The organism is Myxococcus faecalis (assembly GCF_050039385.1).
GTDB lineage: Bacteria > Myxococcota > Myxococcia > Myxococcales > Myxococcaceae > Myxococcus > Myxococcus fulvus.
The window spans coordinates 4,318,671-4,334,123 of record NZ_CP144336.1 but is presented as its reverse complement, the minus strand read 5'-3'; the positions used below and the strand labels follow the sequence as shown (position 1 = coordinate 4,334,123).

General features: G+C 69.4%; 15 protein-coding genes. 10 read left to right on the top strand and 5 right to left on the bottom strand.

Features of this window, described 5'->3' with window-relative positions; genetic code table 11:
• Nucleotides 1-34 precede the first annotated feature (34 nt).
• Complete coding sequence (locus VZQ01_RS17220) at nt 35-2,689, top strand: serine/threonine-protein kinase (RefSeq protein WP_426748975.1); 2,655 nt, start codon at nt 35-37, stop codon at nt 2,687-2,689.
• A 7-nt stretch (nt 2,690-2,696) separates the two neighbouring features.
• Here VZQ01_RS17220 and VZQ01_RS17215 read toward each other — a convergent pair whose 3' ends face one another.
• From VZQ01_RS17215 to VZQ01_RS17205, 3 genes are all read right to left on the bottom strand, one after another.
• On the bottom strand, nt 2,697-3,533 hold the full coding sequence (locus VZQ01_RS17215; protein WP_223749730.1) for a hypothetical protein: 837 nt from the start codon (nt 3,531-3,533) through the stop codon (nt 2,697-2,699).
• Between the two features lie 20 nt (nt 3,534-3,553).
• Entirely contained in the window at nt 3,554-6,190 is a 2,637-nt protein-coding gene (locus tag VZQ01_RS17210) for an ATP-binding protein (protein ID WP_426748387.1), read from the bottom strand.
• 261 nt (nt 6,191-6,451) lie between these two features.
• Complete coding sequence (locus tag VZQ01_RS17205) at nt 6,452-6,970, bottom strand: YbhB/YbcL family Raf kinase inhibitor-like protein (RefSeq protein WP_223749731.1); 519 nt, start codon at nt 6,968-6,970, stop codon at nt 6,452-6,454.
• 326 nt (nt 6,971-7,296) lie between these two features.
• Between VZQ01_RS17205 and VZQ01_RS17200 the strand changes: the two genes are divergently transcribed.
• The 6 genes from VZQ01_RS17200 (at nt 7,297) to ychF (ending at nt 11,207) form a co-directional block, all read left to right on the top strand.
• Nucleotides 7,297-7,557, top strand: coding sequence for an AtpZ/AtpI family protein (locus tag VZQ01_RS17200; protein ID WP_223749732.1), 261 nt, complete (start codon nt 7,297-7,299; stop codon nt 7,555-7,557).
• The gene (locus VZQ01_RS17195; protein WP_046710601.1) at nt 7,554-7,961 is read left to right on the top strand and encodes a hypothetical protein; all 408 of its coding nucleotides are present in this window, start codon (nt 7,554-7,556) and stop codon (nt 7,959-7,961) included. Before VZQ01_RS17200 ends, VZQ01_RS17195 begins: the two co-directional genes overlap by 4 nt.
• Entirely contained in the window at nt 7,961-9,007 is a 1,047-nt protein-coding gene (gene atpB, locus VZQ01_RS17190; RefSeq protein WP_141324689.1) for a F0F1 ATP synthase subunit A, read from the top strand. Before VZQ01_RS17195 ends, atpB begins: the two co-directional genes overlap by 1 nt.
• A 137-nt stretch (nt 9,008-9,144) precedes the next feature.
• Nucleotides 9,145-9,375: an ATP synthase F0 subunit C gene (locus VZQ01_RS17185; protein WP_141324688.1), complete on the top strand. Its 231-nt coding sequence runs from the start codon at nt 9,145-9,147 to the stop codon at nt 9,373-9,375.
• 125 nt (nt 9,376-9,500) lie between these two features.
• Nucleotides 9,501-10,052, top strand: coding sequence for a F0F1 ATP synthase subunit B (atpF, locus tag VZQ01_RS17180; protein ID WP_046710604.1), 552 nt, complete (start codon nt 9,501-9,503; stop codon nt 10,050-10,052).
• A 45-nt stretch (nt 10,053-10,097) separates the two neighbouring features.
• Nucleotides 10,098-11,207, top strand: coding sequence for a redox-regulated ATPase YchF (gene ychF / locus VZQ01_RS17175; protein ID WP_141324687.1), 1,110 nt, complete (start codon nt 10,098-10,100; stop codon nt 11,205-11,207).
• Nucleotides 11,208-11,306: 99 nt separating this feature from the next.
• Here the strand turns inward: ychF and VZQ01_RS17170 are convergent, their stop codons facing one another.
• Complete coding sequence (locus VZQ01_RS17170; RefSeq protein WP_074948531.1) at nt 11,307-11,603, bottom strand: hypothetical protein; 297 nt, start codon at nt 11,601-11,603, stop codon at nt 11,307-11,309.
• Between the two features lie 505 nt (nt 11,604-12,108).
• Nucleotides 12,109-13,404, bottom strand: a complete 1,296-nt coding sequence (locus VZQ01_RS17165; protein WP_223782244.1) for a citrate synthase — start codon at nt 13,402-13,404, stop codon at nt 12,109-12,111.
• A gap of 109 nt (nt 13,405-13,513) precedes the next feature.
• Between VZQ01_RS17165 and VZQ01_RS17160 the strand changes: the two genes are divergently transcribed.
• From VZQ01_RS17160 to VZQ01_RS17150, 3 genes are all read left to right on the top strand, one after another.
• On the top strand, nt 13,514-14,296 hold the full coding sequence (locus tag VZQ01_RS17160) for a class I SAM-dependent methyltransferase (RefSeq protein ID WP_426748386.1): 783 nt from the start codon (nt 13,514-13,516) through the stop codon (nt 14,294-14,296).
• A gap of 108 nt (nt 14,297-14,404) precedes the next feature.
• Nucleotides 14,405-14,908: a cupin domain-containing protein gene (locus tag VZQ01_RS17155; RefSeq protein ID WP_223782246.1), complete on the top strand. Its 504-nt coding sequence runs from the start codon at nt 14,405-14,407 to the stop codon at nt 14,906-14,908.
• A gap of 13 nt (nt 14,909-14,921) precedes the next feature.
• Nucleotides 14,922-15,419, top strand: coding sequence for a hypothetical protein (locus tag VZQ01_RS17150; protein WP_426748385.1), 498 nt, complete (start codon nt 14,922-14,924; stop codon nt 15,417-15,419).
• The last annotated feature ends 34 nt before the right edge of the window (nt 15,420-15,453 follow it).

Sequence of the window (15,453 nt, the reverse complement as noted above, 5' to 3'; positions counted from 1 at the left end):
CTACACCCTGGTGCGCCGCATCGGCGCCGGGGGGATGGGGGAGGTCTTCCTCGCGCGCGAGGAGGGCCCTCGGCGCGCCTGTGTGGTGAAGAAGGTCCTGCCGCAGTTGATGGAGAGCCCCCAGTTCGTGGGGCGCTTCCGCGACGAGGCCCGGGTGGTGGTGCGGCTGACGCACCCGAACATCGCCCGGGTGTACGCGATGGGCGAGGTGGAGGGGCAGCTCTACCTGTCGATGGAGTACGTGCGCGGCAAGACGCTCAGCCGCCTGTCGTATCGGCTGCGGCAGCTCGCGCGGATGATGCCCTTGGGCATCGTGCTGCACCTGGGCGAGCGGCTGTGTGAGGGATTGGCGTACGCGCACGACGCGACGGACGAGGAAGGGCATCCGTTGCACCTGGTGCACCGGGACTTGTCTCCGGCGAACGTGTGCATCAGCTACGCGGGCGAGGTGAAGATCATCGACTTCGGCGCGGCGCAGTCCACGCTGAAGGAGCAGCAGACGGCGCCCCGGGTGGTGATTGGGAACCTGACGTACATGTCGCCGGAGCAGGCGCGCAAGCGCTTCGTGGACCGGCGCGCGGACGTGTACGCGGTGGGCGTGTTGCTGTGGGAGCTGTTCGCGTGGAAGCCGCTGTCGCAGCGGGGAGACCCGGTGGAGCGGTGGCGGCGCGCGGCGTATCCGCAGTGGGAGCCGGCGGGGAAGCATCGGGAGGGGCTGCCGTCGAGCATCGAGGCGTTCCTGGCGAAGGCGCTGACGTCGGAGCCGGCGCAGCGCTTCCCGGACGCGGCGGCGATGGGCGCGGAGCTGGCGCGCTTGAAGGCGAAGCTTGCGCCCGGGGTGGGGGACGCGGAGCTGGGGAAGTTGTTGGCGCTGGTCTTCCCGCGGGAGAAGAAGGCGGAGGAGACGCTGCTCGAGGAGCTGCTGCGCGAGGAGGCGAAGCGCACGAACACCGAGCCGCAGCTCGTGGCCACGCTGGCGCCGCCGACGGCGCTCGCGTTCGAGCACAACGCCATCTACACGCCGGATGACTTCGTCCCGTCCGAGCGCGTCCAGGTGGGCCCCGCGCCGACGGCCGAGGACGAGACGATTCGTGAGCGGGGTGGGGGCGCGAGGCCCGGCGGCGACGAGACGATTCGTGAGCGGGATGGGCGCACGGGTCTCGGCGAGGACGAGCCGACGCACGCGATGGGCAGGCCCGGGCGCGGAGACGAAGCCCCGACGCTTCGGAGCGGGCGCACGGGGCATGTCAGCGGGTCCGCCGCGGGCCCCGGTGAGGATGAGCCGACCCATGCGATGGACAGGCCCAGGCGCGCGGATGAGCTGCCCACGCTTCGGGGTGGACGAACGGGGGCGGGTGATACCGGGCCGTCGCGTGTCGGCGGTTCAGCCGCGGGCCTCGGCGATGATGAGGCAACGCACGCGAGTGGTCGGCCTGGGCTCCAAGATGACGTCCGTCTGCCTCGTGGTGGCAGTGCGGCGTCTGGCGATGATGAGCCGACGCGCGCGAGCGGCAGGTCGGGACGCGGAGATGAAGTCCCCACGCTACGTGGAGGCGCTGCGGCGCCTGGTGATGATGAGCCGACACGCGCAAGCGGCAGGCCGGGGCTCGGCCATGAAGTCCCCACGCTTCGCGGTGGGAGCGCTGGCTCAGAGAGAGATGCGCCGACGCACGCGGCGAGAAAGCCCGGGCTCGGAGATGACGTCTCCACGCTTCGTGGTGGGGGCGCTGCCTCGACTGACGATGAGCCGACGCACGCGGCGAGAAAGCCCGGGCTCGGAGATGACCTCCCCACGCTTCGTGGTGGGAGCGCGACCCCAAGTGATGCGGAGCTGATGCATGCGCGCGGGAGCCCACGGCTCGGAGACGAAGTCCCGACGCTTCGGCGGGGCAACACGGGGCCGGGCGATGATGAGCCGACGCATGCGGTTGGCGGACCCGGTCGCGGAGTCGACGAGCCGACTCCCACGCAGGGTGCTCGAGGTCCTGGCGACGATGAACCGACGCGAACGGAGGTCGACGGACGCCGCTTGGGTCACCCGGGGGCGGACACCGAGGCCGCTCGTGGTATGGGGCCGCAGGGCGCGATGCGAAGCCCGGTCATCCCCACGTCGAGCCGTCCGGAGCCGGCGCACGAAGAGGGCTGGCGACTCGCCGACGAGGACGAGCCCACCGCTGTCGCCGTGCCTCCGCGTGTGGTGGCGGCCGACCCCTCCATCACGCTCCCGCTCGATATCGAGGCCATCGAGTCGCGGACCGCGCAATACGGCGTCGACACCGGAGCGCCGCGAGCCGCGCCTAAAACCAATATCGAAGCCACCGAGGCGCTCGAGGCCGCGAAGGTCCTGGTGGCCATCGAGAAGCAGGTCCACGCCGCGCGGGCCAGCGCCCCCAGGTCCGAGGACACCGTGACTCCCGCCATGCCGAGCCCCCACCCCAGGCGCGCGCCCCGGGAGACACAGGTGGGCTTCGGCATCGACATCTCCCAGACGGTGGCCACCCAGGCCATCGAGGCCCGTCGGTTGGAGCTGGTCCGCGCCATCACCGGAGAGGACGAGGCGCCCGTGGTCGAACCCGAGCGCCCATCCGGGCGCTGGCTCCAGGCGCCTCGACTCGGGCTCGCCCTGGCGCTGTTCGTTGGCGCGGCCCTGGTAGGCCTGTTCGTGGTCTGGCTGACGGTGTGGCGGTAGGTCCCGCTCAGTCCGTCACCGCCATCCGGTAGCTGAAGCCCAGGCTCACCGTGGCCGTGGAGATCCAATTGCTGGTGAACCCGTCTCCGAACTCGTCGTCATTGTCATCGGACACGCCGCGCGCGCCGCCGCCCAGGTAGCGCAGGTTGAGGAAGGCCTCCAGCTGCGGCGTCACCCGAATCCCACCGCGCACCGACGCATCCAGCAGCGCGCCCGTGGTGTCGGAGTTGTCATCCCCGTTGATGAGGGCCGTGGGCGCATAGCTCCCATCCGCCTCCAATCCCAGCCACCACCGCTCGCTCAGCGCCCACTTCCCGCGCACCTTGAGCAATGGCACCGGCCCCACGTCGCGAGTCGCCCGCCGCAGCGTCCCATCCGCCGACGTGAAGACGAAGTTCGCGTTGCGCAGCTGCAATGAGACACCCACGGCCAGCTCGTCCTCGGAGACCCCGAGCAGGTCGAACAGGTAGCTGGCCCGATAGAAGGGGAAGCTGTAGCGCACGTTCAGCGGAGTCCCCTCGGGGAAGGTGAGCGCGTCGATGCGCACGTCGCGGCGCAGCACCACGTCCGTGTCGAACAACAGCGGCTGCACCAGGAACCCCACCGTGTGTCGCTTGCCGAGCGTCAGCTCCGCCGACAGGCGCACGAAGGTGTAGAGGTTGTCCTGTCCGCCATCCTCCGTGTAGCGGAACAGCGTCCCATCCCGCCCCTGGCGCAGGCTGTGCGAGAGCACGTCGAGGAAGCCCAGCTCACCCACGAACCGCAGGGACGTGCGCGGCTCCGCACGCGCGGGGATGCTCCCGAGACACAGCAACACGACCAGGACGCCGACAGGACGGAGCATGGACCTTCCTTCTCGAGGAATCACGGGACGGCGAGCAGTGGACGCGAGGACGCGGGTGCCTCCAGCGGCAGGTAGAGCCGGAAGCACGTGCCGGTTCCCGGCTGCGAGTCCAGGGTGAGGTGACCCTGGTGCGACTCGATGATGCGCTTCACCACGGCGAGCCCCAGCCCCGTGCCCTTGGCCTTGGTGGTGAAGAAGGGCTCGAAGATGCGCGCGCGCACCTCGGCGGTGATTCCCGGGCCGGTGTCGCTGAACTCCACCATCACCTCGGGCGAGCCGGCCGCCCTGCGCACCGCTGCTCGCAGGCGTCCACCCTGGGGCATGGCCTGCATGGCGTTGATGGCCAGGTTGAGGAAGGCCTGTCGCATCATCCGCTCGTCCACCGTCACCGGCGGCACGTCCTCCTCCAAATCCAGCTCCACCCGCACGGCGCCAGGAGACTCCGCGAGCGCCCCGCGCACCGCGTCCTCCACCAGCGGTGCCAGGGGCACCGGATGTGGATGGGGCGCGGGCGGCCGCGCGAAGGTGAGCAGGTCCGCGACGATGCGGTTGAGCCGGTCGGCCTCCTCCGCGACGATGTCCACCAGCGGCTCGGCGGGGCTGTCCGGCCCGAGGATGCGCCGGATGGAGGCCACCGAGTTGAAGATGGCGCCCAGCGGGTTTCGCACCTCGTGGGCCACCACCGCGGACAGCTCGCCCAGGGCCGCCAATCGCTCACGGCGCACGAGCTGCTCCTGCGTCCGGGCCAGCTCCACGTAGCTGTCCTTCAGGTCCTCCACCAGCCGGGCGCCCTCGAGCGCCAGCGCGAGCTGGTTGGCGATGGCGCTCGCGCGCTCCACCTCCGCGGGCGTGAAGCGCCGGGTGCGCCGGGTCTCCGACGCGACCATCACCCCCACGGGCCGCTCGCGCACCACCAGCGGCAGTATCAGGAAGGATTGCGCGGAGGCGCTCTCGCGCAGGTCCTGGTCCACCCGGACGTCGGTGATGGCCTCCTCCACCATGAGCAGCTCGCGCGTCAGATAGGCCAGCCCCGTCGCGGAGCTGTCCGGCGCGCGCGCGGGCAGACACCGCCCGAGCAGCTCCGGGTGGCTGCCGCTCACCGCGCGCACCTCCAGCCACTCGCCCGAGGGGTCCGGCATCAGCACGTATGCATCCGGTGTGTCGATGATGCGCGCCAGGCTGGTGACGCCCGTGGCGAGCAGCTTGTCGAGCTCCAGCGTGGTGGCCAGCGCGCGCGCCACCTCGTGCAGCAGCGCCATGTCCTCCGCGCGCCCGCGCAGCTCCTGCAACAGGCGATGCGTCTCGATGGCCGCGGCGAAGTGCGTGCCCATGGCCTGGAGCGTCTCCAGCTCCAGCGGCGTGAGCGTCCTCGGCTCCCGGAACAGGACGCTCAGCGTGCCCACGCCGCGCGAGCGCACGCGCAGCGCGATGATGACCACGGTGTGGAAGCCGCGCTGCTGCAAATCCTCACGCAGCCCGTCCGGGCACTCGCGTGTCTCCAGCACCCGGGGCGCGCCCTCCTGCTGCGCCTGCGTGCACAGCCCGCCCGCGAGCCACAGCCGCGCGAAGCGCTCCGTGTCCGCCTCCTCCAGGTCCATCCCGCGCGCGTACGTCACCTCCATCCCGTGGTCCTGCGGCAGCAGGATGGTCACCGCGTCACAGGCGACCAGCCCGACAATCTCCTCCGTGCCCGGGCCGAAGAACGCGCGAGGGTGGGGCGCCGACGCCGCCTCCGACGCCAGCCGGTTGAGCGCCGCCAGCGCGTTGTTCTGCGCGGACAGTCGGGAGATGGTGAGCGCCGCGTCGAGCGCCGCGGACACCTGCGCGCCGAACAGCCGCACCGGCGCGAGCTCCTCCTCGCGCAGCCAGTCCCCCGCCAGGGCCAGCATCGCCCGGGGACGTCCCTCCACGTCGATGCGCACCGCGACGGTGTGGGACGTGCTCGACCGCGACAGGACGCCGCGAGCCTCCTCCGCCAGCGCGCCCTCCAGGAAGTGGCCGACCTCCACCGACAAGTCCTCGGAGTACGCCGAGCCCTCCTTCCATGCCCGGGCCAGCATCGTCGGCCAGCGCCCCACCACGTCCCGCACCCACCTGCCGCTCAGCTGCCGCGCGTCCGGCGGAACCAACGGGATGGGGACATAGGTCTGTCCCAGCCGGACGCCCTCGCCCTCGGGAGACAGCCACGCGAAGGCGAACCCCAGCTCCTCCAGCCCGGAGAACATCCGCCGCAGCACCTCGCCCTCGGTGCGCAGCGAGGGGAGCCCCGCGCCCAGCTCCGCCAGTCGTTGCAGCACGCCCCTGCGCTGACTGCGGGACGTGACGTCGCGGACCAGCGCCACCCAGTCCGGGCCGCTCGGGATGAGGGTCATCTCCACCTGTCGTTCTCCGGTGGCCGTGCGCAGCGCGGCCTCATAGGTGCTGGGGACCGATTCACCGCGGAGCCTGCGGGACTGGCGCTCGGTGACCTCCATCACGCTCGACTCCGTGAGGAGGAGCGTCGCCGGGCGGCCCACCAGCATCTCGCGGGGGTGCCCCACCAACATGCCCAGCGCGTCATTCACATACACGAAGCAGCGCTCGCGGATGACGCAAACGCCCACGGACATCTCGTCGAAGGAGCCATAGGGGGCCCCGCCCCGGAGGGATGGATTCACGGCACCCACGACTCTTCCACCGCGTGCAAGCGTCGAGAAGTGCACCCGCCCGCGCTTCGATGACCAGACCACAGACGCGGCCAACGACTCGCGGTTTCCCCTTACATCCAACGTCTGTCAGGACATATCCAGCCGCCTGGACCGCCCTTGGATGGATGCAAGGGAATGCGGGCGGGCCGCCCTCCCGCAGCCACACCCGCAAGTCATTGACGCGAGACCCGCCCGTATTCCCAGCGGGCAGGCGCTCGCGGCGTCAGGGGCTCAGGCCGACGCCCCCGGCACCGCCTCGGCGGCGCGGTGGTGGACCTTCTCGTACAGGCCGATGAGCTCCGCCTGCCCCAGGATGTGCCCCTCCATGGCCTTGAGCAGGTCCCGGCGGGTGGGGCGCCCCAGGTTCGGCAGCACCAGGTCCAGCGCGTACAGCTTGAAGTAGTAGCGGTGCCGGCCCACCGGCGGCATGGGGCCGCCGTAGGCCTGGTGGCCGAAGTCGTTCAGGCCCACGCGGATGCCCGGAGGCATCGTGTCCAACTGGGCGCCCTCGGGCAGCTCCCGGGCGCCAGGGGGGATGTTGTAGAGCACCTGGTGGCAGAAGACGCGCTGGGGCCGCTGGGGGTCCGGCGCGTCCGGGTCCTCGACGATGAGCGCCAGGCTCTTGGTCCCCGCGGGCGGGTTCTCCCAGCGCAGGGGTGGGGCGATGTCCTCTCCCTCGCCGGTGAAGGCGATGGGGATGAGGTCCCCGTCGTTGAAGCGGGGGGACGACAGCACGAGGGGCTTGGGCATGGAGTCCTCCTGAAGTGGGCCAGGAGCAAGCTGGCGATGCGCCCACCCCGGCGCGGAGGGGCGACACCCCAGCCGCTGGAGCGCCGGGCACCAGGGGGACGAAGCGGCCGGGCCCTCGGTGTACCCCGGGGAGTCCTGCCTGCCCGCGCTGGAGGTGATAGCTGCGCTTGCGGCTCCCTCAACCCCCGCTGGGGGTGGCCCCTCCAGTGAGCTTGTACCGGTTGCACCTGTCGCGCATTCGGTGTTAAGCGGCGCCCGCGTGTGAAGGGGTTGGATCGGGTGGCATGGAAATCCGAGGGTTTCCCAGGGTTTGGGGAGGCGTCCGAATGGCGGCGAAGGAACCCCGGGAGCAGTCGGATGGGAGCGAGCTGGGGACCACGGCTCGCCAGATGAGGGCGGCGCAGCCCTACATCAACGCGGTGTGGAAGCTGGTGGGCGGGGCGGTGGTGGGGGTGCTGGGAGGCTACTGGCTGGACCGGAAGCTGGGGTCGGGGCCGTGGTTGCTGGTGGGGTTGAGCTTCCTGGGTATCTGCGTGGGCTTCTACGGATTCCTCCGGGAGATGGCCCGACTGGGGAAGCGCAAGTGACGGGGCAGGACGGCGAGGAGAAGGACCCGTTCAAGTCCCACGCGGGGCTGGCGGCCGGGGTGATGGTGGTGGGCGTGGCGGTGGGCGGGCTGCTCCCGACGGTGGTGGAGGACCGGGTGTCGGCGTTGTGGGGCGTGGGGCTGGCGTCGGTGACGGGCGTGGTGGCGCTGCTGCTCAAGCGGCGGGCGATGAAGCAGGACCTCAAGGCGGCGTTGAAGGTGGTCGGGGTGGTGTTCGGCCTGAGGATGGTGGCGGTGGTGGCGGGGCTCTTGGGGATGGTGTCGCGAGGAATGCAGCCGGTGCCGTTCATCGCCGGCTTCTTCGGGGTCTACTTCGCGCTGCAATGGATTGAAGTCAGCTACGTGATGGCCGCGTCGAAAAGCGCGGCGGGCGGAGACGAGTGATGCGCAAGGCAATGGTGCTGTTCGCCAGTCTGTTCGTGGCCACCGCGTGGGCCGCCGGGTCGGAAGGCCACGGCGAGGGGCACGAGCCGAGTGTGCCGGAGTACATCCTCCACCACGTCTCGGACACGAACGACTTCGAGCTCGAGGTCCCGCTCAGCAAGCCCATCCACCTGGGCGCGATTCCGCCCATCCGCATCGGCAGCTGCGAGCCGGTGATGACGGACCACGGGCTGGTGGCCCCCTCCGGTTGGGACGGGCTCTTCAAGGGCTGCCTGGACCTGTCCATCACCAAGCACACGGTGATGATGTGGCTGGCGGCGCTGCTGCTGCTGGGCTCCATGCTGGTGTGGAGCAACCGCGACAAGACCAAGCTGGTGCCGCGCGGCGCGGGCGCCAACCTCATCGAGATGCTGGTCCTCTTCGTCCGGGACGAGATGGCCATCAAGAACATCGGCAAGGAGGACGGCCCGCGCTACGTGCCTTATCTCCTGACCGCGTTCTTCTTCATCCTCTTCATGAACCTCCTGGGCCTGGTGCCCTGGATGGCCACGGCGACGGGCAACCTGGCCGTCACGGCGGGCTTGGCCATCTGCACGTTCCTGGTGACGCAGGCGGCGGGCATCCGCGCGGCGGGCCTGGGCGGCTACCTGAAGCACCTGACGGGCGGCGTGCACTGGCTGCTCTGGCCCATCATGATTCCGGTCGAAATCCTGGGCCTGTTCACCAAGCCCTTCGCCCTCACGATGCGTCTGTTCGCCAACATGCTGGCGGGCCACATCGTCCTCTTCTTCCTCATCGGCCTCATCTTCATCCTGGGCCACCCCGCGGTCGCGGTGGTGAGCGTGCCGTTCGCGTTCGCCATCTACCTGCTGGAGCTGTTCGTCGCCTTCGTGCAGGCGTACGTGTTCACGCTGCTGTCGGCGCTGTTCATCGGCATGGCGGTGGCGACGGGCCACCACCACGACGAGCACGGCCACGCGGACGACCACGGCCACGGGCACTCGGAGCTGGGCCCCAGCCACGACCACGGCAAGGCGCACGCCTGAGACAAGTCAGCGGGGCGCCGGCAGTCGGGCGCTCCGGTCGGAGACCTGGCGATTCGAAAGGTCGCCAGAGGTAGTCCTGAAGGGCATCACGACCCCCCCACAAGCGGGTCCTTCGCTACGAAAAGAGAAGCACCGCCATGACCAACCTCGCTCTTGCCTTCCTCGCCGCCGGCCTCGGTGCCGGTCTCTCCATCATCGGCGCCGCCCTCGGCATCGGTAAGCTCGCCGCTGCCGCCATGGACGCGACGGGCCGTCAGCCCGCCGCCGGTGGCGACATCCGCACCACGATGATCATCGCCGCGGCCCTCATCGAAGGCGCCACGCTGTTCGCGCTGGTCGTTTGCGTGCTTCTGGCCACCAAGGCTTAAGGCCAGTTCGCAGCAAGCCTGGAACGCGCCGGCGCTCGCGACTTCGCGGGGGCCGGTGCTTCCCGGTGGTAGAACCCTCGAGATTTTCGCCGTCTGACTGACTCCCTCACGCCGGACACGCCGCCATGTTCCTGCCCTCCGTCCTCGCCGCCAGCAACCTCGTGAGCGTCCAGCCGGGCCTCATCTTCTGGACCCTCGTCACCTTCGTCATCGTCTTCTTCGTCCTGAAGTCGAAGGCGTGGGGCCCCATCCTCCAGTTGGTCGAGGAGCGTGAGAAGCAGATCTCCGCCGCCGTGGAGAGCGCCAAGCGTGAGCGCGCCGAGGCGGAGAAGCTGCTGGCCGACCAGAAGACGGCCATCGCCGAGGCCCGCCGTCAGGCCGCCGAGGAGACGCGCCGCAACCAGCAGGAGATGGAGAAGTTCCGCGAGGAGCTGATGGCCAAGAGCCGCAAGGAGGCGGAGGAGCTGAAGCTGTCCGCGCGTCGGGAGATCGACGAGCAGAAGACCAAGGCCATCGCCGAGGTGCGCTCCATGGCCGTGGACCTGGCGATGGAAGTGGCCGGCAAGCTCATCAACGAGCGCATGGACGACAGCAAGCACCGCGCGCTGGCCGAGCAGTTCGTGCAGGGCCTCCCCCTGAGCGGCACCGGCAACGCCGGCGTTCGCCGGTCGGCCTAGTTCGGGGAAGCGCGCCCACAGGCGCGCTTGTTCCAGGGAAACACCATGGCGCTATCCATCGGCATCGTCGGGCTGCCCAACGTGGGCAAGTCCACCCTGTTCAACGCGTTGTCGGCCGCGGGTGCGCAGGCGGCCAACTACCCGTTCTGCACCATCGAGCCCAACGTGGGCGTGGTGCCGGTGCCGGATGAGCGCCTGGACAAGCTTTCCGAGCTCATCAAGCCGCTGAAGAAGATCCCCACGTCGCTGGAGTTCGTGGACATCGCGGGCCTGGTGCGCGGCGCCTCCAAGGGCGAGGGCCTGGGCAACCAGTTCCTGGGCAACATCCGGCAGGTGGACGCGGTGCTGCACGTGCTGCGCTGCTTCGAGGACGACAACGTCACCCACGTCGAGGGCGGGGTGAATCCGGTGAGGGACCGGGACGTGGTCGACACGGAGCTGTGCCTGAAGGACCTGGAGACGGTGGACAAGCGCCGCGAGCGTACCCAGAAGAACACGAAGATGGGTGGCAAGGCGGGCGAGGAGGCCAAGGCGGAGATGGCGCTCCTGGACCGCGTGAAGGCGGGCCTGGACAACGGCGTCACGGTTCGCGCGCAGAAGCTGACGGAGGAGGAGAAGGCGGTCATCCACGACCTGTTCCTCCTGACGGACAAGCCGGTGCTGTACGTGGCGAACATCGGGGAAGGGGAGATTGGGAAGGAGGACGCCAACAAGCACGTCGCGGCGGTGAAGGAGATGGCCGCGAAGGAGGGCTTCGAGGTGGTGGTGTTGGCGGCGGCGCTGGAGTCGGAGATTCAGCAGCTGCCCGAGGCCGAGCGTCCGGGCTTCCTGGAGAGCGCGGGGCTGAAGGAGCCGGGTCTGCACAAGGTGGTGCGGGCGGGCTACAAGCTTCTGGGTCTGTGGACGTACTTCACGGTGGGCGAGCAGGAGTGCCGCGCGTGGACCATCCACCAGGGCTACAAGGCGCCGCAGGCGGCGGGCGTCATCCACTCGGACTTCGAGCGCGGCTTCATCAAGGCCGAGGTGATGCGCTGGGAGGACCTGGTGAAGCTGGGCAGTGAGTCCGCGGTGAAGGAGAAGGGGCTCCTGCGGATGGAGGGCAAGGAGTACGTCGTGCAGGACGGTGACTGCATGCACTTCCGCTTCAACGTGTGACGGTGGCGGCCCTTGGGGGCCGCGAGCCGGGAGTACCGCGCGGGCGCGTTCTGGAGGGCCTTGGGGCCGTCTGGGAGCGCCCGCGAGGCGTTTGTGGGGTCAGAGGGTGATGCGGGGGCCGCGCACGGCGGTGAAGACCCAGAGGCCCAGGCCGACGAGGGCGATGAGGGTGGTGAAGATGGCGGCGCGCCGGGCCTGGGGGGCGGTGTCCGTCTGGCGGGAGGCGTAGAGCCACATGCCGCCCACGCGGAGGACGAAGAAGAGGGTGATGAGGATGCCGCCGACCACGGCCCAGCCCGTGGGCCGGGACAGGAGCACGCCCCAGGAGGCGAGGAAGGCGATGTTGCCCAGCAGGGCGGCGACGGCGAAGCGCGGGTAGGTGCGTCTAGGGTCCACGACGGACAGTGTCCACTGTGGAGGCCTTCCGGCCAACCCGGGAGTGAGTGGGGTGGTCGGAAGGTGACATCGCCTGAGTCGGAGGACGCAACACCATGACATCAAAGACAATCAAATAGGGCGCTCAGCGTGTCTGGGTGGGGCTCGAGTAGTTCGGCCATTCACATGACTGGAGCGTCCAATAGCTGCCATCCGTCATCTGGAAGATCGAGGCCACCTGATCCCCAACCAGGCAGAGCGCGACATCTTGGTAGATGACGCATTCGTTTGAGCAAAGTTCCACCTTGAAGAGTGGTGGATCGAGGCGGCAGGGACCCTTGGGGATTCCGCCCGAGGCACAGGGCTTCCCGCACCGGGTGATGACATGCTCGAGCTTGTCTCCGACGGAGACCATGCATCCGGCTCCATGTTGGGTGGGAATCGGCTCTTGTTTGGAGCAGGCCGCTATCGTCAGCGCTCCAGAAACCAGGAATGAGATGAGGGCGGAGGATTTCATATGCCATCCCTACTTTCGCGACGACTCCGTCGATGCCACGTAGCGCGCCCTGGGACGCAGCAGGTGCCCCTGCTCACGTTGCTCCAGGATGTGCGCGACCCATCCTGTCATGCGCCCCACGGCGAACAAGGTGGCTGCGGCGCCGGGCGGGAGGCCCAGTGCTTCCGCGAGCATGACCAACCCCAGGTCTATCGTCGGCTCCGGATGCCCGGCCTTGCGCATCGCATCGAGGACCGCCCTCGCCACGCGCACACTTTGCGCTTCGGGCTTCACCTCTCGCGCCGCGTCCATGATGGGCGGAGACCTCGGGTCGCCGTCGGGATACAGCTGGTGCCCGAAACCTGGCACCGCGTCACCTCGACGCAGGCGCTCGTGTACCACCGCCGTCGCTCGCTCCGGCTTCCCCACTTCCGACAACAGCGCCTCCACCCTGTCGCAGGCCCCGCCGTGCCTCGGCCCTGACAACGCCGCCAGTGCCGCGCTCACGCATGCGTACAGGTCCGCTCCCGAGGACGCCGTCACTCGGGCCGTAAAGGTCGACACGTTCAGCTCGTGGTCCGCGCACAACACCAGGGCTCGATTGAGCAACTCCGGCGCTCGCTTCACCTGAGTGTCCCACGCGATGGCGAGCGACTCGGCCACGGTCGGCGCTCGCAAGGCTCGGACGACTCGCCCGGGTGCTTGCGCCACGCTTACCCAGCCCGCCAGCTGTCTCAACAGCCGCCTCGCCCGTGTCTTCTCCTGCTCTGGCGGCGCCGCGAAACGCCCCGCATCCCTTGCCGCCAGCAACGGCACCAGTGCCGACAACGCCGCCACCGGCGTCGTTCCTCGCGGCAACAGTCTCGCCAACTCGGAGGGCGGCAACGCGGGCTCCTCGCTTGCCCAGCGTGGGTCCTCCTCGGGCAGCGCCCCCGACCACAGCAGCTCCGCCACGGACTCGAGGCTCCTGCCACTCGTCGCCAGCGCCACCGCGGAGTGCCCCCGGTACGCGAGTCCCTCCGCTCCCACCTGGGACACGGAGGAGTCGATGACCGGCTCTCCCCACCTCAGTGCACCCGAGGCCACAGCCGCGTGCCCCGCCCGCGCGTCGTGTCTGACCTTCAGCCGCTCCAGGTCCGAGCGCACATAGCGGTTCTCCTTCGAGCCCGGCTCCGGCACGCAGCGCACGAGCCCCCGGCTCACGTAGGTGTAGAGCGTCGCCCGCTTCACTCCCAGGAGCGCCGCGGCCTCCACCGCCGTCACCAGTTCGTCCTCAGGTCGATGGACGAATCGAGATTGAGAGCGTCCACCCTTGCGTCTACTCATTCTCTCGCAACCTCCCCGTCTCTCCATTCTCGACTCGACTCGATTCACTTGTCGATGTGAGCCTTTCCGCTCGCGTCCCACTCGTGATTGCGCCGAGAGGAGCACCGTCATGCCTTCTGTCGTCGACTTCGGACGCACGTCCTCCGACTACTCGAAACACCGCCAGGGCTTCCCGGACGCCTTCTTCACCCGGCTCGCTCGTGAAGGTGTGCTGCGTCCTGGCTTGCGCGCCGTCGACGTCGGCTCGGGAACCGGCACCGTTGCTCGGGGACTCGCCCGTCATGGCTGCTCCGTCACCGCGACCGATATCTCTGAGAACATGCTCTCGGCGGCCTGTCAGCTCGCCTCGGACGCGGCGCTCTCGATGGACTTCCGTGAGGCCCCCGCCGAAGCCACGGGGCTCCCCGCCCATGCGTTCGACCTCGTAACGGCCGGACAGTGCTGGCACTGGTTCGATCGGCCCGCCGCTGCTCGCGAGGCACTGCGCCTGCTCGTCCCGGGTGGTCGGCTCATCATCGCCCACCTCGACTGGCTGCCACTGCCTGGCAATGTCGTCGAGGCCACCGAGGCGCTCATGAGCGCCTTCAATCCCGACCCTCCCGACCACGCACGCTTCGGCTGTGGCGTGGGACTCTATCCCCAGTGGCTCCGCGACGTCACCGACGCTGGCTTCACGCCCCTGGAGACCTTCTCCTTCGATGTGCTCTTGCCCTACACCCACGAGTCCTGGCGTGGTCGCTGCCGCGCCAGCGCCCTGGTCGCCGCGACCCTGCCTCCCGACGACGTGGAGCGCTTCGACGCCGCCCACGCTCGTCTCCTCGCCGAGAGCTTTCCACAGGACACGCTCGACATCCCTCACCGCGTCTTCGCGCTCCTCGCCACGCGTCCTTGAGAGAGGGCCCGTCAATCCCTCCGTCTTCTTCGCCACGCATCCCTGTCTCATCCCCACGTTGCTTGCGCCTCGGGCGCCGCACCCTCCCGAACCCACGGATCACACCCCATGTCCTCACATCCCCACGTCATCCACGAGCCGGACCTCCCGTGGACCGAAGTCACTCAAGGCCCTCGTGTGGCCTATCGTCGCAAGCAGCTCGGTGCCGCCGCGAAGGGACAGAAGCTCGGCTGCAGCCTCATGGAACTCTCGCCGGGCAAGCACGCCTTCCCGCTGCACTTCCACCTGGCCAACGAAGAGGCCTACCTCATCCTCTCCGGCACCGGCCTGCTTCGCCTCGGTGACTCGTCGCTCCCCGTGAAGGCCGGTGACTACGTGGCTCTGCCCCCAGGCGCCCAGTCCGCGCACCAGCTCCTCAACGACGGCACCGAGACGCTCCGCTACCTCGCGTTCTCCACCATGGTGGAGCCGGACGTCATGGTGTACCCGGACTCGAAGAAGCTCTGCGTCACCGCGGGCTCCGCCCCCGGCGGCGACAAGGCCTCTCGAACCCTGTTCACCGTCCTGCCCCTCTCCGCCGAAGTGGACTACTGGAGCGGCGAGGAGCGATAGGCTTCGCGCCCTCATGTCCTCCCTGCTCGACACCCTCGCCAAGGAGCGCCTCCTCAAGGACCGCGATGCCGCCGCCGAGCTCGTGCGCCACGGCGAACCACCCCACGTCTCCCTGCTGCGCCTGTGCGACGCCGGCCTCCTCCAGGGCGGCCTCTCCGTCGCCTACGGCGTCCGCCCCGACGAGCTCATGGGCCCCCTCACCACCGCCATGGGCGGCCCCGCTCGCAGCCTCAAGGTCGTCGACGTCCGCGAGCGTCCCGTCCTCGAGCTGCACGTCCAGGTCGGCGACGTCACCGAGAAGTGGGAGGTCGAGGACCTCTCCGTCCTCGTCCACAACCTCAACGACCTCTACCGGGACGCCCCCGACGCCCGCGCCATCGCCGAGCTGGGCGAGTGGGAGGACGCACTCCAGCTCTGGTGTGTCGACAAGCGCACCCTGCAACGCTTCGCGCGGCAGCCCTTCTTCGCCCCTCGGAATGCCCGAGACTTGCGTTCCCGCACGGGGGAGTGAGGTGCGGGAGGACCTGTCACGCTCTCGCGATAAT